The sequence below is a fragment of the Pseudoalteromonas sp. NGC95 genome (genome assembly GCF_015864705.1).
GTDB classification, from domain to species: Bacteria; Pseudomonadota; Gammaproteobacteria; order Enterobacterales; family Alteromonadaceae; genus Pseudoalteromonas; species Pseudoalteromonas arctica.
This window is the reverse complement of record NZ_JADYWR010000021.1, coordinates 22,677-43,959: the sequence shown is the minus strand read 5'-3', so window position 1 is coordinate 43,959 and position 21,283 is coordinate 22,677. Positions and strand designations below refer to the sequence as shown.

15 protein-coding genes are annotated in these 21,283 nt (G+C 40.2%); 11 read left to right on the top strand and 4 right to left on the bottom strand.

Annotated features, from left to right (window positions below):
* The first annotated feature begins 171 nt into the window (after positions 1–171).
* The 3 genes from acnB to I6E70_RS16555 all read left to right on the top strand — a co-directional run bounded on the left by acnB (position 172) and on the right by I6E70_RS16555 (position 4,846).
* Positions 172–2,769, top strand: coding sequence for a bifunctional aconitate hydratase 2/2-methylisocitrate dehydratase (acnB, locus tag I6E70_RS16565; protein ID WP_007579986.1), 2,598 nt, complete (start codon positions 172–174; stop codon positions 2,767–2,769).
* A gap of 199 nt (positions 2,770–2,968) precedes the next feature.
* Positions 2,969–3,601, top strand: a complete 633-nt coding sequence (locus I6E70_RS16560; RefSeq protein WP_007579988.1) for a 2OG-Fe dioxygenase family protein — start codon at positions 2,969–2,971, stop codon at positions 3,599–3,601.
* A 9-nt stretch (positions 3,602–3,610) separates the two neighbouring features.
* Entirely contained in the window at positions 3,611–4,846 is a 1,236-nt protein-coding gene (locus tag I6E70_RS16555; RefSeq protein WP_197152451.1) for a cysteine desulfurase-like protein, read from the top strand.
* Positions 4,847–4,866: 20 nt separating this feature from the next.
* On the opposite strand, the gene I6E70_RS16550 is transcribed toward I6E70_RS16555, so the two are convergent.
* Positions 4,867–5,571, bottom strand: coding sequence for a 2OG-Fe(II) oxygenase (locus tag I6E70_RS16550; protein ID WP_169061154.1), 705 nt, complete (start codon positions 5,569–5,571; stop codon positions 4,867–4,869).
* A gap of 33 nt (positions 5,572–5,604) precedes the next feature.
* Here I6E70_RS16550 and I6E70_RS16545 point away from each other — a divergent pair, with 33 nt between their 5' ends.
* The 7 genes from I6E70_RS16545 (at position 5,605) to I6E70_RS16515 (ending at position 16,595) form a co-directional block, all read left to right on the top strand.
* Entirely contained in the window at positions 5,605–6,003 is a 399-nt protein-coding gene (locus tag I6E70_RS16545; protein ID WP_024589549.1) for an acyl-CoA thioesterase, read from the top strand.
* A gap of 200 nt (positions 6,004–6,203) precedes the next feature.
* Complete coding sequence (locus I6E70_RS16540) at positions 6,204–7,178, top strand: aldose epimerase family protein (RefSeq protein ID WP_101216852.1); 975 nt, start codon at positions 6,204–6,206, stop codon at positions 7,176–7,178.
* 187 nt (positions 7,179–7,365) lie between these two features.
* Entirely contained in the window at positions 7,366–10,113 is a 2,748-nt protein-coding gene (locus I6E70_RS16535) for a TonB-dependent receptor (RefSeq protein ID WP_197173751.1), read from the top strand.
* 194 nt (positions 10,114–10,307) lie between these two features.
* The gene (locus I6E70_RS16530) at positions 10,308–11,834 is read left to right on the top strand and encodes a tryptophan halogenase family protein (RefSeq protein WP_197189220.1); all 1,527 of its coding nucleotides are present in this window, start codon (positions 10,308–10,310) and stop codon (positions 11,832–11,834) included.
* Between the two features lie 12 nt (positions 11,835–11,846).
* A complete protein-coding gene (locus I6E70_RS16525) occupies positions 11,847–12,608 on the top strand; it encodes a SapC family protein (RefSeq protein WP_165725944.1) in 762 nt (253 codons plus the stop codon).
* A 53-nt stretch (positions 12,609–12,661) separates the two neighbouring features.
* Entirely contained in the window at positions 12,662–14,140 is a 1,479-nt protein-coding gene (locus I6E70_RS16520) for an SLC5 family protein (RefSeq protein WP_007580003.1), read from the top strand.
* 322 nt (positions 14,141–14,462) lie between these two features.
* A complete protein-coding gene (locus tag I6E70_RS16515) occupies positions 14,463–16,595 on the top strand; it encodes an alpha-galactosidase (RefSeq protein ID WP_197189219.1) in 2,133 nt (710 codons plus the stop codon).
* Positions 16,596–16,755: 160 nt separating this feature from the next.
* Here the strand turns inward: I6E70_RS16515 and recG are convergent, their stop codons facing one another.
* From recG to asnC, 3 genes are read right to left on the bottom strand one after another with little or no spacing between them, the layout of a single operon-like run.
* Positions 16,756–18,837 carry an ATP-dependent DNA helicase RecG gene (gene recG / locus I6E70_RS16510; protein ID WP_197189218.1) on the bottom strand — a complete coding sequence of 694 codons (2,082 nt, stop codon included), beginning with the start codon at positions 18,835–18,837 and terminating at the stop codon, positions 16,756–16,758.
* Between the two features lie 58 nt (positions 18,838–18,895).
* Positions 18,896–19,582, bottom strand: a complete 687-nt coding sequence (trmH, locus tag I6E70_RS16505; protein WP_007580009.1) for a tRNA (guanosine(18)-2'-O)-methyltransferase TrmH — start codon at positions 19,580–19,582, stop codon at positions 18,896–18,898.
* A gap of 41 nt (positions 19,583–19,623) precedes the next feature.
* Positions 19,624–20,082 carry a transcriptional regulator AsnC gene (gene asnC / locus I6E70_RS16500; protein ID WP_002958822.1) on the bottom strand — a complete coding sequence of 153 codons (459 nt, stop codon included), beginning with the start codon at positions 20,080–20,082 and terminating at the stop codon, positions 19,624–19,626.
* A 197-nt stretch (positions 20,083–20,279) separates the two neighbouring features.
* On the opposite strand from asnC, the gene asnA reads away from it, so the two are divergent.
* Positions 20,280–21,275, top strand: a complete 996-nt coding sequence (gene asnA / locus I6E70_RS16495) for an aspartate--ammonia ligase (protein WP_197189217.1) — start codon at positions 20,280–20,282, stop codon at positions 21,273–21,275.
* Positions 21,276–21,283 lie beyond the last annotated feature (8 nt).

Genomic DNA, 21,283 nt, shown 5'->3' with positions numbered 1-21,283 from the left:
CAACCACTATTCATAGTATTTATAATCGGTATAATCAGTTGCGTAACTGGATGGATTTTCATCTATCCATAAAAGCTTTATAATTACGCGTTAGAATACTATAAGTATTGGGTAACTTATTTGCGCTTGAAGCGCTACCGGATACTTTCACGTCACCAAGAGGGCAATATTGTGCTACAAGAATATCGTAAACACGTAGAAGAACGTGCCGCGTTAGGTATCGTACCAGCGCCATTAGATGCTCAGCAAACTGCTGATCTTATTGAATTAATAAAAACTCCACCTGCAGGTGAAGAAGAATTCATTTTAGATTTGTTCATTCAGCGTATACCAGCAGGTGTTGATGATGCTGCTTATATTAAAGCGGGCTTCTTAGCAGCTGTAGCTAAAGGTGAAACTAATTCTCCACTTGTTTCTAAAGAAAAAGCGGCAGAATTATTAGGTACAATGTTGGGCGGTTACAATATCGCACCAATGATTGACCTACTTGATGACGAAACACTTGCACCAATCGTAGTTAAAGGCCTTTCAAATACATTACTTATGTTTGATGCGTTTTACGATGTAGAAGAAAAAGCAAAAGCAGGTAATACATTCGCTAAGCAAATTATTGAGTCTTGGGCAAATGCAGAATGGTTTACTAATAAACCAGCTGTTGCTGAAAAGATTTCAGTTACTGTATTTAAAGTAACTGGCGAAACAAATACTGATGACTTGTCTCCTGCACCAGATGCATGGTCTCGTCCAGATATCCCACTTCATGCTTTAGCAATGCTAAAAATTGAACGCGATGGTATTACACCTGATAAAGCGGGCGAAGTTGGTCCAATTACTCAGATTGAAGAATTAAAAACTAAAGGTTTACCACTTGCTTACGTAGGTGATGTTGTTGGTACGGGTTCTTCTCGTAAGTCTGCAACTAACTCTGTACTTTGGTTTATGGGCGATGATATCCCGTTTGTACCAAACAAGCGTGTTGGCGGTGTATGTCTAGGTAATAAAATTGCTCCAATCTTCTTCAACACAATGGAAGATTCAGGCGCATTACCAATCGAATTAAATGTTGATGAACTCAACATGGGCGAGCAAATCGATATTTATCCGTACGAAGGTGTTGTTAAGCAACATGGTACTGATAAAGTGATTTCTACTTTTGAGCTTAAATCTGATGTGATTTTAGATGAAGTTCGTGCTGGTGGTCGTATTCCACTAATCATCGGTCGTGGTTTAACTGATAAAGCGCGTACATCTCTTGGCTTAGGCGCAACTGATACATTTAAAGTACCAACAGCAACAGAAGTTTCTGATAAAGGCTTCACACTAGCGCAAAAAATGGTTGGTAAAGCATGTAACGTTGCAGGTATTCGCCCAGGTCAGTACTGTGAGCCTAAAATGACAACTGTTGGTTCGCAAGATACAACAGGTCCTATGACACGTGACGAACTTAAAGATCTAGCATGTTTAGGTTTCTCTGCAGATTTAACAATGCAGTCTTTCTGTCATACATCAGCTTATCCTAAGCCTATCGATGTAAGCACTCACCATACGCTTCCTGATTTCATCATGAACCGTGGCGGTGTTTCACTTCGTCCAGGTGATGGTATTATTCACTCGTGGTTAAACCGTATGTTATTACCAGATACCGTAGGTACTGGTGGTGATTCACATACACGTTTCCCATTAGGTATTTCATTCCCAGCCGGTTCGGGTGCAGTAGCATTCGCAGCAGCAACGGGTGTTATGCCGCTTGATATGCCTGAATCTATTTTGGTTCGTTTTAAAGGCGAAATGCAACCAGGTATCACTCTACGTGACCTTGTTCATGCAATCCCTTACTACGGTATCAAACAAGGTTTATTAACAGTTGAGAAAAAAGGTAAAATTAACGAATTCTCTGGTCGCGTACTAGAAATTGAAGGCGTTGAGCACCTAACTGTTGAGCAAGCGTTTGAATTATCAGATGCATCTGCAGAGCGTTCGGCAGCAGGTTGTACTGTTAAGTTATCTAAAGAGTCTATCTCTGAATACCTAGAATCAAACATTGTTATGCTTAAGTGGATGATTTCTGAAGGTTACGGCGATGTACGTACGATTGAACGTCGTATTACTGCAATGCAAGATTGGTTAGCTAACCCAGAACTAATGGAAGCTGACGCTGATGCAGAGTACAAGCATATCGTTGAAATTGATTTAGCTGAGATTAAAGAACCTGTTCTTTGTGCTCCAAATGACCCAGATGATGCGCGTCTCCTTTCTGATGTTGCTGGCGAGAAAATTGATGAAGTATTCATCGGTTCTTGTATGACTAACATTGGTCACTTCCGTGCTGCTGGTAAGTTGCTTGATGGCTTTAAAGGTCAACTTCCGACTCAGCTTTGGGTTGCTCCACCTACTAAGATGGACAAAGACCAACTTACAGAAGAAGGTTACTACGGTATTTTTGGTCGTGTTGGCGCACGTATCGAAACTCCAGGTTGTTCACTATGTATGGGTAACCAAGCACGTGTTGCAGATAAAGCAACGGTTGTGTCTACCTCTACACGTAACTTCCCTAACCGTTTAGGTAATGGCGCAAACGTATTCTTAGCATCATCTGAGCTTGCTGCAATTGCTGCAATCATTGGTAAATTACCAACAGTTGCTGAGTACCAAGAATATGCTGCGAAGATCAATGCAACGGCGTCAGATACATACCGTTACTTGAACTTCCACCGTATGCCTGCTTACACTAAAAAAGCAGACAACGTGATTATTCAACAAGCTGTATAATTTTTAGAGTTTGTTTAAAAACCCGCTTAGGCGGGTTTTTTATTGGCTAAAATAAATATTAGATAGTTCATGCTTATTTTTTATATTATTGTATTAAATCTAGTCTTAAGTTACTTTTAAAGTAATTAATCGCGCAAAAATTCCTATCAAAATGCATTAAAATCCTCATCAATATTCTCATTATTTTAGGCGAGATTTTATGACAGCATTAAACAACCAGAATTTACTGCAACTACGTTTTGTTAACCAAGCAAATATTGATTTGGTTAAGCCTTCTTTTGATAACCTGCCTGCAAATCCATATGCAGATGGTGCCTTTCGTAAACGTCGTTACTCAGTAGTTAAAATGCAAAATGGTGAAATAAAGTTACAACAAACCAAAGCATTTGTTCAAGACGATTCAATTAATACTTTTCAAGGTAATGTAGAGCGTACTTACGAAAACCTAGAGCAAAGTTTACTTGAGTCAGAAGGCATGAAAAGCATTGTAAATGAGTTTCGCCAACTTACCGGTATTGATGAACAGCGTGATATTGAAATTCATCAGTTCCGTATGCTTGCAATTAACAGTGATACACCTGCAGCGCCAGAAGGCGTGCATCAAGATGGTTTTGACCATGTATGTATATGCGGCGTTTCTCATGAAAACTTAGAAGGCGGCGAGCTACTTGTATACGAAAACAAGCAAGCTGAGCCTTGTTTTAAAATGGAAATAAAAGACGGCATGTTTGCATTAATAAACGACCGTCAAGTGTGGCATAACGCAACACCTATGAACAAAATTGATGCTAGCAAACCAGGTTACCTGGATTGTTTTGTATTAACGTCTTAAGGAATAAGCATGAACATAACGCAATTACGTGAGCAGTTTCCTGCATTAATGCAAAACGTTGATGGTAAATCGCCAATATTTTTAGACGGACCAGGTGGCTCGCAGGTACCAACATCGGTGCTTAATGCGATGACAGCTTATTTAGGTCATTATAATTCAAACTTAGGTGGCGCGTTTTTTTCAAGTGATAAAACGGTTGAGTTGATGGCGAATGCGCGTCAAGCCGCCGCTGATTTACTTAATGCACCTAGCTCACAACAAATTGTGTTTGGTCCAAACATGACCAGCCTAACATTTAGCTTTAGCCGTGCAATTTCACGTGGCTGGCAGGCTGGTGATGAAATAATTGTAACCAATGCTGATCACTTCTCAAATGTATCGTCGTGGCAACAAGCTGCAGAAGATAAAGGCGTAAAGGTAAATACAGCGCTTATTAACGAAGCAGATTGCAGCTTAGATATGGCGCAATTTGAAAGCCTATTAAACAGTAATACTAAGCTCGTAGCGGTAACGTATGCTTCAAATACCACAGGTTCAATTAATAATATTAAACGTATTGTAGAGCTTGCTCACGCTGTAGGCGCACTTGTTTATGTTGATGCCGTACATTACGCACCGCATGAACTTGTTGACGTGCAAGCGCTTGATTGCGACTTTTTAGCCTGCTCTGCATATAAGTTTTTTGGCCCGCATTTAGGCATGGTTTACGGTAAAAAAGAACATTTAGATGGGTTTACGCCTTATAAAGTAGAACCCGCTAAAGACGTAGCACCAGGTCGTTGGGAAACCGGCACACAAAGCTTTGAAGCTATGGCGGGCTTTATTGCTGCTGTTGATTACATTGCAGCAATTAGCGAACTTGACGATAGCCATTCACGCCGCGAAAAGTTAAGCATAGCTTTTGCTAAAACTAAACAACACGAAATGGCGCTTAGTGAGCACTTTTTAACGCGCTTGGTAAACTACCCACGCATTAAGTTGTTTGGTATTGATGACTTTGATCGCTTAAATGAGCGTACACCTACTTTTGCTTTAATTTTTGAAGGGCTTGAGCCTCGCGCCGTTTCAGAATTTTTAGGTAAGCAGCATATTTGTGTGTGGGATGGTAATTTTTACGCGCAAGGTTTGTGCAAGCAATTAGATGTGCTTGATAAAGGCGGTGTAGTGCGCATTGGTTGTATGCACTACAACACGATTGAAGAGCTAGATCAGTTGTTTAATTTATTTGATGAACTGCTCGGTTAAATAATACTGATTTTGGTGCGCTAACTCTTTGGCGCACCATATATTTGTTCTGCACGGTTAAACAATACCCACGATGTTAAAATATACTTATCGTTTGATACTGGCTTATTACCCCTGTGGGTATGTGTAAAGTAGCCAGGAGCTATTACCATAGTGCCTTTTTTAGGTGCTATTTTACGATTTTGATAGTAAAACTCCGTTTCACCGCCTTCATCAACATCGTTTAAATAAAACATAAATAACAACACGCGATGTAGTGCTTCATTGTGCTGTAGCTGCGGGTAAACTTCACTATGCCAGTAAGGGTAGCCACCTTTATTTACTTCGTATTTTTGCGCTTGAATATTACCAAGTCTAAAAATTTGCTGAACTAGCAAAGGTAATTGTGGTTTACCCACTTCTTCAAAATTCTCTTGGGTTAAATCGACTACTTCACCTGTTTTTGGGTGATAGACCTTTAAGCCAAATGCCCCAATCATCATAAAAATATGCTCTTCAACATACTTAAAAACATGTTGTGCAGTCGTTTGTTGTATATGTTTTAATTGTTGTGCATATTCGGGGTGATTATTTAAGTGTAGGTCGTGGCTGTCTTTTTTCTTTAAGTCGACACCGCCCGATGTTACCCCTTGTTTTACATGCGGGCTTTGCGCGAATGTGGTAATAAATTCATCGCAAAACTCATCGCTTAATGCGTTATCAACAACGCGTATAAAGTCCGTCATGGTTTACCTTTATATAATTATTATTGGATTTTTATGTTTATTGAAAAAGTGATGCCGCGCTTTAGCGAAACAGATGCACTCGGACACATTAACAATACCGTACTACCTGTATGGTTTGAAGTCGCACGTGGACCTATTTTTAAGTTTTTTACACCGGACTTAAATCCACATGATTGGAAATTGATTATCGCCAAAGTTGAAGTGTCGTTTGTAGGCGAATTATTTTATGGCCACGAAGTGACCGTAAAAACCTCTGTAGAGCATATAGGCACTAGCTCTTTTACGCTGAGACAGGAAGCATGGCAACACGATAAATGCTGCGCAATAGGTAAGGCCGTTATGGTGAGGTATGATTTTATTGCTAAATCAAAACAAGCGCTTAGCATTGACGAAAAAGCAGCGCTTAACGAGCATATTTACCAAAGCAGTTAACCTTACGAGGCTTATATTTTACATAAGCCCATACTGAGCTGAATTATTGTAAATATATGATGGCAGCTGTAAATATTTGTCGAGAAATTTCAACGTATTTAGATTGAGTTACAGGCTTCAATTATATACTATTTATATTATATATTGTTGCGCCGTTATAACAGGAAATGTTAATTCGGTAATTTGATTGGAGAATGCGTGTGACATCTATTGCCAATAACCAACCTTTACAAGTTATTCAGCTCAGTGATGGTCAAAATTTAACAGCTGAAATTTTGCCATTTGGCGCAATAATAAAAAGCATTAAATTTAAAAAACAAGAAATGACGCTTAGCGTCGATGATCCTCAATACTATCTTGAAAACCCATTTTATCTTGGCGCTACAGTAGGTCGATACGCTAATCGCATTGCAAAGGGGCGTTTTAACTTATCTGGTACGCAGTATCAACTAGAAGCAAATAACGGCCCTAATAGCCTGCACGGCGGCGTTAAAGGCTTTAATAAAGTACTTTGGCAAGTAACCAAACAAACTGAAAGTGAAGTTGAACTTTATTATTGCTCGCCCGACGGCGAACAAGGTTTCCCCGGTGAGTTGCAGGTTTGGCAAACGATTAGCGCTAAAAACGGCGAGCTTACTCTGCACTTTAAAGCGCTAACCAATAAAGAAACGCTCGTTAACTTTACCAACCATTGCTATTTTAATCTTGATGGCAGCGAATCAATTAATGAACACCTTGTTCAAGTTAATGCCAATTACTATCTTCCTATTGATACAACTAGTATTCCACTTAATGAATCTGCATCAGTCACCGGTACCTGCTTTGACTTTACTAAGCCAGCTCAAGTTGGTGAGGCCTTAAGCGCCGTTCATCCTCAACTAGAAGCTGGAAATGGCTTTGATCACTGCTATATTTTTAATGATGACAGCAGTTTAAAGACGATGGCTACATTAACTTCGCCACACACGAACGTTAGTTTAACCCTTAAAAGTACGCAGCCAGGCATGCAGTTATACACCGCTAACTTTGTAGGTGCGCCTTTTAAAGCACGACAAGCTTTGTGTTTTGAAGCGCAAAATTGGCCAGATGCGCCAAATCGTGAAAATTTTCCAAAAGCTAATTTATTACCGGGAGAGGATTACGAACAGGTTATTATTTACTCTTTTTCTGAATGAATACAGCATTCTAATGTTAATTTAAAGAAAATTAAAAGCAAAAATACAGTGATTAAATGCTATCCATAATTCAGGAAAAGGTTGCACTTTTTGCTGGTTTAAAGTATTTATAATATAAATAGTATTTGAAACTATATGCACTACCACAACGACACAACGACTACACACAATCAGGAGTTTTTAAAAAATGATAATTAACAATAAGTTATCGTTCAACAAGAAAACCGCGATCAGTATTGCTATCACAGGCATATTGGCAAGCGGAAACGTTGCAGCTCAAGGCGCTGAAGGCAATACGCCTACAGTAGTAAATGAAGATGTTGAAGTTATCGCAGTAACGGGTATCCGCAGCAGCTTACGTTCATCAATGTTAGATAAAAAAGCATCTAATGTTGTTACAGACGGGATTAAAGCAGAAGATCTTGGTAAATTTCCTGATTTAAACGTAGCAGAATCTCTGCAACGTATTACAGGTGTAGCAATTGACCGTAGTGGTGGTGAAGGCCAAGCGGTAACTATTCGTGGTTTTGGTCCACAATTTAATACTGTACTTGTTAATGGTCGTCAAATTGCGACAGACAGTGCAGGTCGTGAATTTAATTTTGATGTATTGGCGGCGGATCAAATCACCGGTGCTGATATTTATAAAAGTAATACAGCAACTCTTCAAGAAGGCGGCATTGGTGGTACGGTTAACGTAACTACAGCACGTCCTTTTGATTTTGGTGGTTTACATATTTTAGGTTCAGTTAAAGGTATGTACGAAAGCCTTTCTGAAGAAGTATCTCCATCAACATCATTCTTAATAAGTAATACGTTTAACGATGACAAGCTAGGTGTGCTTTTTGCCATCACTAATCAACAACGTAAACTTCAGAATAACCAAATTTTAACGGCTGGTTGGCGCGGTGGCCAAACAATCTCTAATCCAACGGATGGTGTATTGTTTGAAAATGCCTACATTCCACGTAACTGGGATCAAGTTGTTGATGAGCAAGACCGCGAGCGTACAAATGCAAGTTTAGTACTACAATATGCACCGTCTGACGATGTTACGATTACTGTTGATGGCATGATTTCAAAATTTGAAGTTGATTCAACAGTACGCGATTTAGCATCTTGGTTTGAACCAGACCGCGTAGGTAGTGCAACGATTGATCCAGAAACAGGTACTCTTTTAACTTTCTCTCAAGAAGTTGGCTTAGGCGCGCCAAGTGGCGACCCTGCAAGTGACTTTGTATCGCATACACGTAACTCACGTGATGTAACTAATAAAGCATTCGGTATTAACGTTGACTGGCAAGTAAACGAGTCATTAAAAGCAAAATTTGATGTATCTCGCTCAACAGCCGAAAATGACCGAGCAGGTACTGACCGTTTTAACGTTGTAGGTATTATTAATAGCTATACTTTTGACGGTACTGGCAGTATTCCTACTGTACAGCATGATGGTTTTGAAAATGGTTCGTTGCCTGATCCAAGCCTAGCGCGTCTTCACTACAACGAAATTGGTCTTCAATTTACAGATGAAGATGAAATTACTGAAGTAAAAGCTGATTTTGAATATGTGCCAGATAAAGGCCCAGTAGAGCGTATTAACTTTGGTGCTTATCGCCAAGAACGTGAAAAATCAAGCTTCCAAGTATTTGGTAGCCAATGTCAATTTTGTGGTTACGGGACAGAAGCGCCACTTGATGCAATTGATTTTGAAGCTTATACAGCGAGTAACTACTTCCCTGGTTTAATCGATACATTTTATAGCTACGATGGCGATAAAATGCTTGATTACTTAGCCGATCAAGGTTTCCCAGTAGAACCAACACTACAAAATAACCGTTACACAATTAACGAAGACATCACTAGCTTATACATGGACTTTACGCTTGGTTTTGACCTTTCAGATATGCCTGTAACAGTTAACTTTGGCGCGCGTTACTCAGAAACTGATATTGAAGTTGCTGCAATACAAAGCTTTATTAGCGATGTAATACCAACGTCAGATGCGACATTGTTTGCTAACGTATTTGGCCCGGCTACAAGCATTGAGCAAGGTACTAGCTACTCAAACTTACTCCCTTCTTTAAATGTTAAGTTAGAGCTGCAAGATAACATGATTTTACGCTTTGCAGCGTACGACAGTATTACTCGTCCAACGATGTCTCAGTTATCTCCTGCGACAAACTTTAACGAGCCACGTCGTCAAAACTTAACCGCAAGTGGCGGTAACCCTGCACTTAAACCATTCCAATCAGAAAACTGGGATATCTCTTACGAGTGGTACTACAACGATGCTAACTTATTTAGCTTTGCAGTATTTAGCAAAGAAGTAGATGACTTTATTGTTACCCTAACAGGTGCAGAAACATACGATATGACTGACCGCTCAGGTCCTGATTTTGCGTGTACTACATGTACAGACCAAGCAGATGACGAACTTATTGGTAGCTCAGAAGTTTACACAGTGACTCGTCCTCAAAATGGCGAATCAGCTAAAGTAACGGGTTACGAAGTTGGTGTAACTCATATGTTTGAAAATGGCTTTGGTTTTATTGCCAATGCAACAGTAGTAAACAGCGACATTAGCGTGGGCGCAGACACTACACAAACATTTGCACTTGAAGGTTTAGGCGATTCACAAAACTTAATATTTTTCTATGAGCAAGATAACTGGCAAGCACGTGTTGCATTTAACAACCGTGAAGGCTTTTTACGCTTAGTTGATAACGGCTTTAACGGTGAACCAGTGAACGTAGAAACTTACGGTCAGTGGGATATTAGTGCAAGCTACGATATTAACGAAAACTTCACTATTTTTGCGGAAGGCATCAATATTACTGAAGAAGAGCTAGTACAAACAGGTCGTTTTGCTAACCAAATCTATTCAGTAGAAGATAATGGCTCACGTTACGCGTTTGGTATTCGCGGATCGTTTTAATTAATGATGGAGGCGTATTTTTCGCCTCTTAGTTTTCATTACAGCACCAAGGTGCTAATACCAATTAGGTTAATTTAGCAGTAATGTATATTAGTTAACCTAATTGGCTAAAATGAATACACATTAAATCAAAATGCCCTAACGGGCATTTGTTGTATAAAACGTTATCAAAAATACTCAAAGAGTAGTCCATTATGAATAAAGCAATAAAAACAGTAGCAGTAGTTGGCGGTGGTACAGCAGGATGGCTGAGCGCTGCAATTATAGCTTCGTATCACCAAGGTCAAAATGGTGACGGCTTAAAAGTGATGTTGGTTGAATCATCAGACATTCCAACTATTGGCGTAGGTGAAGGTACCTGGCCCACGATGAAAAACACACTTCAGCAAATAGGCTTGCGTGAAGTTGATGTGTTTAAAGCCTGTAATGCTACCTTCAAACAAGGCGGGAAGTTTGTAAATTGGACTCATGGCAATAATGACTTTTACTACCATCCATTTACTGTACCGCTAGGCTACGGCCGTATAGATTTAGCCCCATATTTAGATAATGTTGAAGACTTTGCACAGCAAACTAATTTTCAACATGATATTTGCGAAGCAAGCTTAGCCCCAAGAGGTATAGCGCAAGGTGAATATCAAGGTAATTGTAATTACGCTTATCACTTAGATGCCGGCGCTTTTGCAGAAATGCTTAAACAGCATTGTAAAAGTAAGCTTGGCGTAGAGCATATTATTGGTACTGTTGATCAAGTAAAGCTTGATGACGATGGTGCAATAAATGTGCTTACTCTAAAAGATCAAACCCGCACTATAAACGCCGACTTATTTATAGACTGTACTGGTTTTTCATCATTGTTATTAGGCCAAGCGCTCAACGTACCGTTTAAAAAAATGGACCACGTGCTATTTAACGACAGCGCACTGGCTATGCAAGTCCCTTACGATGAAAACGATGACTCCTTAGCCAGCCATACCATAGCAACAGCGCAAAACGCTGGATGGATTTGGGATATAGGTTTAACGCACCGCCGAGGTGTAGGACATGTATATTCAAGCAAATTTTTATCAGACGATGAAGCAGAGCAAAACCTAAGAGACTATTTAGGCGATGCAGCAAACGGTTTAACTGCCCGTAAAATTAGTTTTGAATCAGGATACCGTGAGAAGTTTTGGCATAAAAATTGTGTTGCTATTGGTATGTCAGCAGGGTTTGTAGAGCCGCTTGAAGCAACCGCTATTATGCTTGTTGAAATTTCAGCACGCTTTGTAGCAGAGCACATGCCAGCAGATACACAAGTAATGCCTATAGTAGCTAAACGCTTTAACGAGCAGATGGATTACCGCTGGCAGCGTATTATCGACTTTTTAAAGCTGCATTACATGCTAACCAAGCGCCCAGAACCTTACTGGCAAGCACATGTACAGCCCAATACTATTCCACAAACCCTGCAAGAAGATTTACTTCTTTGGGGAAGCCGTGGCCCGCTTATTCAAGATTTTCATGGCGCATTAGAGTTATTCCCTGCCGCCAGTTATCAGTATGTTTTGTACGGTATGGGCTTTAAGCCTGACTTTACTAAACAAGCATATTTGTATTCACAGCATGTGCAAGCCAAACAAATAATTGAACGTAACAGCCAGCTTACACAGCAGATGTTGCAAACTTTGCCGCCTCACCGTGCTTTTATAGAGCAGTGGTTAGCAGCTAACCCAGTTTAAGGATGTGTAACTATGGCTATTAGTGAACTAGTAAACACCAAACACCAAACATTAAAAATTAACCCTAATGCAGCCGTTGAATACGCAAAAACGCAGCATTTAGTTAATTTAAGAGCAAATGAAATAGCAAAAGCAGCCTGCGACTTACCTATTTTTTTAGCACGTAATACACAAAATGGTAGTTATACCGTATCAGCGTTAACCAGCTTTAGTGCAGGTCAAAGTTTATTGGTTAATAACAACCAATGGCAGGCACTTTACACACCGGTATGTATGCAAACCCAGCCTCTTTATTTAATGACCCGAGAAGCAAATAGTAGCGATTATTTTATCGCTATTGATGATCAAAGCTCAGCCGTAAACACGCAGCAAGGTGAGGCACTATTTGATGCTAAAGGTAATCCGAGTTTATTTTTAAGTGCACAGCAAAAACTGTTAGAAAGCGACTTAAAAAATGACTATCAAACGTATCAATTTACCCAAGAAGTTGCGCGGTTAGGGCTCATTAAAAACATAGATATTGTATTGCAGTTTGAACAAGGCGAAACCCAAACTATTCAAGGTTTGAGCACCGTTGATGAAGACAAACTGCAAACATTAGATAGCAATACCATTGCAGAACTACAAAAGCAGGGTTACTTAAGTGTGCTTAACAGTATGCTTATTTCTCTGTTTCAGTTAAATGCATTGGTAAAACTGCATAACCAACGTCCCGAACTTATGCCTTTAAAGCAGATTAAGTTAGAACTAAGTCGAGATGCGCACGCGCTGTAGCGTACACTTTTTTATTACACAGACATTGCGCATAACGCGCAGGAGACACACACATGTCAGATAACATTTTACAGCTGGTGGTTTTTGTTTTTGTCACCGCTTTAATTGGTGGCCTTACTTATTGGAAATGCCGAGGCCAAAATCGCAATAACGGACAAAGCCAAACCAAAGAGTATTTTTTAGCGGGCGGTGGCCTTACTTGGATGTTTGTTGCAGGTTCAATCACATTAACTAATTTAAGTACTGATCAGCTTGTAGGTATGAATGGTAACCAAATGGCTTTACTGGTTTGGTGGGAGCTTGCAGCAATTATAGGTTTGATTATTTTAGCCAAAGTGTTCATTCCTGTTTATTACAAATACAACTGTACAACGACCACAGAGCTTTTAGAAAAGCGCTATAACAACAAACATATTCGCGCTGTGATTGGTGGTTTATTCTTTTTAGGTAATGCACTTATTTATATGCCAGCGGTTATTTATTCTGGCGCGCTATTTATGCAAACCATGTTTAAGGTTGATATTCCGCTAATGTATATCGCCACCGCATTTGCCATTATTGGTGCTGTTTATGCGTTTTTTGGCGGTCTGCGAGCAGTTGCTGTATCGGATACCTACAATGGCATACTTGTACTAGGCATGGCTGTTTTAGTCGTGTTTTTAGCACTTAATGCGATTGATTATGACTTTACGGGTATTCCTGAGGAGCGCTTAACACTCATAGGCGATGCTGACTCACCTATTCCTTGGCCAACACTTTTAACCGGTATGATCTTTATTCAAATGTATTACTGGGGTACTAACCAAACAATCACACAGCGAGCAATGGCAGCACCTAATGTTAAAGAAGCGCAAAAAGGTATATTTGCAGCTGCGGGTATTCGTTTTTTAATCGTCCCTGCAATTGTGGTTTTACCGGGTATTATTTCGTTTAAACTTTATGGCGATATTGGTGACGCTGCTTATGGTCGAATTGTGGGTGATGTAATGCCAGCATGGTTAACCGGTGTGTTCGCAGCGGCAATGGCAGCAGCTGTACTTTCTACTTACAACAGCTTATTAAATTCAGCTACAGCACTATATGTGTGTGACATTCACGAAGCGTACTTTAATAAAGAGCCAAGTGTTGTAAAGCTAAGTGGTTACGTAACATTGCTACTAACAAGCTTAACACTGGTACTTGTACCAATTTACCAGCAAGCAGATAGCATTATTAACTTACTACAGCAATTAAATGGCTTATTAAGTATGCCTATATTCTCTATTTTTGTAGTGGGCTTATTATTTAAAAATGTTGATGCACGTGCGGGTATTGCAGCGGTAATTTTAGGTGTGGTTATGTATGGCATGCTTACATTTGCAAACTCACCACTACATACTGATATTCATTACATTCACTTAATGCCAATTACACTGATTGTATGTGTCGCTTTTGCATTGATAGTAAATAAAGTGGTATTTGGTTTGAATGCGCAGTGGGCAGGTAAAACACCGGCACTTGATGACGCAGGCCAAGCACAAGTACAAAAATAGATTATAAATAGTTTAAGCTGACAAAATCGGTCATGGGGAAACTCTGGCCGATTTTTTTATATGTATTAAAAGCAACATGACAACTTCAAAGCGAAGGTTAGTTTAATACTTTTTATTACAGTGGTACTTCCAGTGAGTTTATCTGACTATTTGCGATGTAAAGACTATCAAAACCTAATTTATATGATATATACTATTATTATTGAATGTCACTGTCTGATAGATTGTGGCTCAAGCAAAGAGATACATTTAGTACATAGTGTAGCTTACTAATTTTCGTTATATTTATAACTCACACAATGAACAAGAGGATAGGAAAATCATGGCCGACACTAAATCATTTTATCGATTAGACAGTGTAAACAGCACCGTTATTTTCGACTGCCAGAGCAAAACACCGGCGTTACTGTACTTTGGTAAACGCCTATCTGAGCAAACAACAGAAACAATGCTAACTCAGCTTGCTACGCGTCAAGAAGTAAAATGTGCCGTGGTTGAAGAAGCGCCTATTTCTCTATCTCCGTTATTAGGCGAAGGCTTTACTGGTGCGCCAGGGCTTGAGCTAGTAAATGATTCAATCGCATGGTCAGTAGGGCCACAACTTCAAGAAGTTCGTCAGCCTTCAGCCGCAACACTTGAATTTGTAAGCGTAGATAAGCTTCGTGGTATTGAAGTCGTGCATAGCATTACACTTGATAAAAGCACTGACGTACTTAGCGCGCATACCGTATTAACTAATTTAGGCGGCTCACCACTGGGCGTTAATTTTTGCGCCGCGCCAACATTTCAATTGCCAGATAGCGTAAGCAAAATTGTAAGTTTTGAAGGTCGTTGGTCAAATGAATTCCAACGTCAATCGGTTGATCTAGTCTTAGGCAGTTTTGTACGTGAAAACCGTAAAGGCAAAACATCACACGATGTATTTCCTGGTTTATTAGTGCATAACGAAAATGCAGGCGAGCAGCACGGCGAATGTTACGGCTTTCATTTAGGTTGGAGCGGCAACAATAAACTACGCGCAGAGCTTCTAGCTGAAGGTCGTCGTTATGTACAAATGGGTGAGCTATTACTTCCTGGTGAGCTTACGCTTGCTAAAGGTCAAACGTATCAAAGCCCGAGCATTTATGGCTCGTTTTCGAGTGAAGGTTTTAGTGCGCTTTCTCGTAATTTTCATCGTTTTGTTAAAGCTAATTTACTTAGCCAAGCACAGCGTGAAAAAACGCGCCCTGTGCATTACAACACATGGGAAGGCATTTACTTTGATCACGACGTAGATACGCTTAAGCAACTAGCCGACAAAGTAGCGCCGTTAGGCATTGAACGTTTTGTACTTGATGATGGTTGGTTTAAAGGCCGCCGTGGCGATAACGCTGGTTTAGGTGATTGGACTGTAGATTACAAAATTTACCCAGATGGTTTATCGCCAGTCATTGATCATGTGAATAGCTTAGGTATGGAGTTTGGTATTTGGTTTGAACCAGAAATGGTTAACCCAGATAGCGATTTATACCGCGCACATCCTGATTGGGTTTTAGGCTCTCAAAACAACGAACAGTTAAGCTTTAGAAATCAGCTTGTGCTTGATTTAACGCGCTCTGAGGTTGTTGAGTACTTATACAAGGCGATTGACGATATTTTAGTTGAATACCCAACTATTAAGTACATTAAATGGGATATGAACCGCGATATTAACCATGCGGGTAATTTTGATGGTAAGCCAGCAGTGCACCAGCAAACATTAGCACTTTATCGTTTAATTGATCGTATTAAAGGTGCGCACCCAGGGCTTGAAATAGAAAGCTGTTCGTCAGGTGGTGCACGTGTAGATTACGGCGTACTTGCACACACAGATCGTGTATGGACGTCAGATTCAAACGATGCGCTTGATCGCCTTGAAATACAGCGTGGATGTTCGTTCTTTTTCCCATCGTCGGTAATGGGTGCACACGTAGGCCCACGCGATTGTCATATCACAGGGCGTAATGTAAGTATTGAAATGCGTGCTGCGGTATCAATGTTTGGCCACATGGGAATCGAAATGGACCCACGTGAACTGAACGATCACGAATACAATGCACTTAAAGCGGCAATATCACTTCATAAAGAGCATCGTGAGTTTATTCATAGCGCCGATTTATACCGCCTTGATAGCGACGATTTATCAATTAACTTTGGTTTAATCGATGAGCAAAAAACAAAAGCGTTATTTGCCTATAACAGCGTTCGCGAAACACCCCGTACAGCGCCTAATAAGCTTCGTTTTGTTGGCTTAGATGCCGATGCGCAGTACACACTTAACTTAGTGTGGCCGGTAAAATTTGAAGAGTATCGTCCATCTTCTATTGCTGCGGTAAATGGTCAAACATTTACAGGTGAAGCGCTAATGCAGTTTGGTTTACAAATGCCAATATCATTCCCGCAAACATCGCTTATTTTTGAGCTTAACAAAGCTTAAATTTAACTAAGAGCAGTAAAAGGCGCTAATCGCTTTTATGCTGCTTAGCTTAGATATTAGTAGTCAGCTCTATATTGTTTAGGGTTGGCTTTTTTATATCCTTTGTAAGCTAATTTAGTAAATTAACTTAGTAAACTCAAAAGTATCGAAAATAGAGTGGTTACGCTTGCGCGTAATTTTTCTTGTTACCCAACCAACGTTGAATTAGTGGGTCAACAACCTCTGGGTGTTGCTTAAGCATTTGCTGTGCAATCGGTCTAACTTGGTTAAGTATGTGCTTATCGCGGGTAAGATCGGCAATTTTAAACTCGGCTAACCCAGTTTGTTTTGTACCGAGTACTTCACCAGGGCCACGAATTTCTAAATCGCGCTCTGCTATCACAAAACCATCGTTACTATCGCGTAGTACACCTAATCGCTTTTGAGCGGTATGAGACAGTGGTGCGTGATATAAAAGCACGCAATGCGATGCAGTAGCGCCACGGCCAACTCGCCCACGTAACTGATGCAGCTGCGCTAATCCTAAGCGCTCAGGGTTTTCTATAATGATTAAACTCGCATTAGGGACATCTACACCAACTTCAATAACCGTAGTGGCAACTAAAACATGTATATTACCTGCTTTAAACTCGCTCATAATGGCTTGTTTTTCGGCTGACTTCATTCGCCCATGTACTAAGCCTACGTTTAGCTCTGGTAGCGCTTCTTTTAACTGCAGTGCGCTGTCTTCGGCGGCTTGGCATTGCAGTACTTCAGATTCATCAATAAGTGTACACACCCAATAAACTTGACGGCCTTGCTCGTTACACGCTAATTTAACGCGGGCAATAATATCGTCTCTGCGAGTATCAGGAAGTGCCACTGTTGTGATTGGCGTACGCCCTGGTGGTAGCTCGTCAATCACAGAGGTTTCTAAGTCGGCATAGGCGGTCATAGCGAGCGTACGTGGGATAGGTGTTGCGGTCATAACTAGTTGATGAGGGTAACAATCACCAAACTTACCTTTTTCACGCAGTGATAAACGCTGGTGGACACCAAAGCGGTGTTGTTCATCAATAACGATAAGCACTAAGTTATTAAACTTAACTTCATCTTGAAATAAAGCGTGAGTACCTACAATCATTTGCGCCTCACCGGAGGCTATTTTTTCAAGTGTTGCTACGCGCTCTTTGCCTTTTGTTTTACCGCCAAGCCAAGCAACGGTTATACCTAGTTGATTAAACCACGTTGTAAAATTAACGCCATGTTGCTCTGATAAAATTTCAGTAGGAGCCATTAAAGCTACTTGAAAGCCCTGCGCAATGGCTGTTAGTGCACTAAGTGCTGCTACTAGGGTTTTACCTGAGCCTACATCGCCTTGTACTAAACGCATCATGGGATACGCGTGTTGCATGTCACCTTTAATTTCAGCAACTACGCGGCTTTGCGCATTTGTGGGTGCAAAAGGAAGTTGCTCTAAAAATTGGCTTTCTAATGTGTTTACCGGATTTAATGCCACGGCTTTAACTTGTTGCCCTTGCTCTCTTACTTTCAATAAGCTGAGGTTTTGAGCAAGTAACTCCTCAAATACAAGGCGCTGTTGAGCAGGGTGAGTACCTTGCTCTAATGCAGTTACATCAACATCATTTGGTGGGCGGTGCAGTAATAATAAGGCGTCACTTAGTGGCATATTTGATGGCTGCCACTGTGAAGGCAGTAGTTCTTCTACTGAGTATTTATGTAGTAAATCAATAGCCTGTTCGCTTAAAGCTCTAATCGATAGTTGCTTTAAACCTTCGGTTGTTGAATAAACGGGCGTTAATGTTGTCGCTACTGGTTGCTCGTTGGAAGTATCGCTGATGCTGTATTCAGGATGGCTCATTTCAAAGCCAACACGGCCACGGCGCACTTCACCAAAACAACGTATTATTTTACCTGCACTAAATGCGTTTTTTTGTGCGGCGGTAAAATTAAAAAATCGTAGTGTTAGCCTGCCAGTACCATCATTGATTTGGCAAACAAGCATGCGCCTTTTACCAAATGTAATTTGGCTTGTTTCAATTGTTGCTTCAACACTCACATGGCTATGCAATGCCAGTTCATTAATCGCGTATAAGCGAGTGCGATCTTCATAGCGAAGTGGCAAATGAAAAAGCATATCTTGCACAGTTAAAATACCTAGCTTTAACAAACGCTCAGCCATTTTTGGGCCGACCCCTTTGAGCTCTGTAATTGGGTATTGATTTAAGCTAGGTTTAGACAAAGTGTATCAATCCTATTATTTGTGAGTAGGCTAAGTGTACTTACAGAGCTTTAGTCCATCAAGTATGTTTTAAAGCTTGCCAAAATTGCTCGTCAGCGACTATTTCGCCGTTTTCATCAAGTGCAGGATAAGGTAATTTTTTTTGTTTACACTGCCTTGCGATAATAGGGTGGCAGCCTTCAAAGTAAAGTGGATGTTTAACTTCGGCGCTCAACATATCTCTATTATATAAACCAGCCAGCTCGCGTTGGCGCTGTGCTTCAAACAATATTAGCGCAGCAGCAACTGAAACATTTAGTGATTGCACCATGCCTTGCATTGGAATAATAATATTTTGATCGGCATATTCTAGAGCTTTTTCTGAGATCCCTGTTTTTTCTTGTCCAACAATAATAGCCGTTGGCTTGGTGTAATCTACTTCTCTAAAATCAACGGCATCTTCTGATAGATGAGTTGCGAGTATTTGTATTTCTGGATTGCGTTCACGCATTGCAGTAACGGCATCATCAATATTTCTATGTAAGTGCGTCTCTAGCCAGTTTTTACTGCCACCTGAGGTATTATTTGTTAGCCATTTTTGCTTTTCAGGCCATACAGCATGTACGTGATGGCAACCAACCGCATCAGCACTTCGTACTATTGCAGATAAGTTATGGTGTTTGTGCACGTCTTCTAAGCACACGGTTAAGTCTGTTTGACGGCGCGAAAGTACGTCTTCGATTCTTTGATAGCGAGTTTGCTGCATGGTTATCCTCTTTTTTCGGCAATTATACGAGATTTTTGCAGTTAAGGCATTACCGTACGGCTAATTGGGTTTTGTAGAGAAATTAGTGTCTCTGTTGACTGAATGGCTTCTATTGCCTGTATTTTATTAATCAGCACATCTTGTAAGTGATCAATGGACTTTGTCATTACCTTTATAAATATACTGTAGTTACCTGTTGTGTAATAAGCCTCTACCACTTCCTCCAATGCTTCTAGCTTTATAAGCGTTTGCGGGTAATCACGTGCGTTATTTAAATTAATACCTATAAAGCAGCATACATCGTAGCCTAGCTGTTTAGTATTAATCGTTAATTGGGTGCCTGTAATGATCCCTGCTTGCTTCATTTTTTCAATTCTTACGTGAATTGTCCCTGCGCTTACATTAAATCTTTTTGCTAATTCGGCGTACGCAGTACGGGCATTTGCCATTAACGCATGAAGTATCTGTTTATCGAGATTATCGATTAAATAATTTTCCATTATATATTTGTCATAAAATTATCGAATATATGGTTTTTATACCACTTAATTGATGGTTTTTATATATTAAAGCTATTTTTGTTATGGGATGTTGAATTAATCCTTTAAATCGTTACATTAACTTCATTAAGGGCGTTAATTAGATCGCTTTTTATCAATTAAGCAAGTAACAATAACTGGGAATGAGGCCAATTATTATGAGTTCACACTATGTGCAGCAACAGCAGCAAATAAGTAAAGTTAAGCAATTTTTTTCACAACAACTAGAAACCCAACTTGGACTGGTTGAGGTTCAAGCCCCAATTTTGGCTAAGGTTGGCGACGGTACGCAAGATAACTTAAGCGGCCATGAAAACGCAGTTGCTGTAAATGTGAAAGCGATTACAGATAGCCGCTACGAAGTGGTGCATTCACTGGCTAAGTGGAAACGTAAAACACTGGCCACTTATGGCTTTAGTGTTGGTGAGGGTATTTACACTCAAATGAAGGCTTTGCGCCCAGACGAAGATTCATTAAGTCCTATTCATTCTGTATATGTTGATCAATGGGATTGGGAAAAAGTAATTAACGAAACGACAGAGCGTTCGCTGGCAACACTAAAGCAAACTGTTCAATCTATTTATAAAGGAATAAAAGAGACGGAAGCTTTTGTAAGCGAGTCTTATGGTTTAACGCCATTTTTACCGGACGACATTAAGTTTGTGCACAGTGAAGAGCTACGTAAAATGTATCCTGATTTTAGTGCTAAGCAACGCGAAAAAGCCATTGCACAAGAGTATGGTGCTGTATTTTTAATTGGTATTGGTGGCGCGCTTGGAGATGGCAAAATTCATGATGTAAGAGCCCCAGATTACGATGATTGGTCTACGCGAACGTGCGATCAATACATGGGTTTAAATGGTGATATTTTAGTATGGAACCCAGTACTTGAAGACGCATTTGAAATATCATCAATGGGTATACGTGTAAGTCCTGAGGTTTTAAAAGCGCAGTTAAGTACAACTGGAGATGAAGACCGCTTAGAGTTTGATTGGCATAAAGCGCTACTACAAAGTAAATTTCCGCAAACAATTGGCGGTGGAATAGGGCAGTCGCGCTTAGCTATGCTCTTGCTACAAAAACAGCATATTGGTCAAGTACAAGTGGGTGTATGGCCGCATCAAACACATGCTGAGGTAAGCGGTTTACTTTAAACGTGAAT

Excerpts from the sequence above, each read along its gene's own strand:
- I6E70_RS16560 (WP_007579988.1), top strand. The coding sequence starts at position 2,969 with ATGACAGCATTAAACAACCAGAATTTACTGCAACTACGTTTTGTTAAC.
- I6E70_RS16555 (WP_197152451.1), top strand. The coding sequence starts at position 3,611 with ATGAACATAACGCAATTACGTGAGCAGTTTCCTGCATTAATGCAAAAC.
- I6E70_RS16550 (WP_169061154.1), bottom strand. The coding sequence starts at position 5,571 with ATGACGGACTTTATACGCGTTGTTGATAACGCATTAAGCGATGAGTTT.
- I6E70_RS16545 (WP_024589549.1), top strand. The coding sequence starts at position 5,605 with ATGTTTATTGAAAAAGTGATGCCGCGCTTTAGCGAAACAGATGCACTC.
- I6E70_RS16535 (WP_197173751.1), top strand. The coding sequence starts at position 7,366 with ATGATAATTAACAATAAGTTATCGTTCAACAAGAAAACCGCGATCAGT.
- I6E70_RS16530 (WP_197189220.1), top strand. The coding sequence starts at position 10,308 with ATGAATAAAGCAATAAAAACAGTAGCAGTAGTTGGCGGTGGTACAGCA.
- I6E70_RS16525 (WP_165725944.1), top strand. The coding sequence starts at position 11,847 with ATGGCTATTAGTGAACTAGTAAACACCAAACACCAAACATTAAAAATT.
- I6E70_RS16520 (WP_007580003.1), top strand. The coding sequence starts at position 12,662 with ATGTCAGATAACATTTTACAGCTGGTGGTTTTTGTTTTTGTCACCGCT.
- I6E70_RS16515 (WP_197189219.1), top strand. The coding sequence starts at position 14,463 with ATGGCCGACACTAAATCATTTTATCGATTAGACAGTGTAAACAGCACC.
- trmH (WP_007580009.1), bottom strand. The coding sequence starts at position 19,582 with ATGCAGCAAACTCGCTATCAAAGAATCGAAGACGTACTTTCGCGCCGT.
- asnC (WP_002958822.1), bottom strand. The coding sequence starts at position 20,082 with ATGGAAAATTATTTAATCGATAATCTCGATAAACAGATACTTCATGCG.
- asnA (WP_197189217.1), top strand. The coding sequence starts at position 20,280 with ATGAGTTCACACTATGTGCAGCAACAGCAGCAAATAAGTAAAGTTAAG.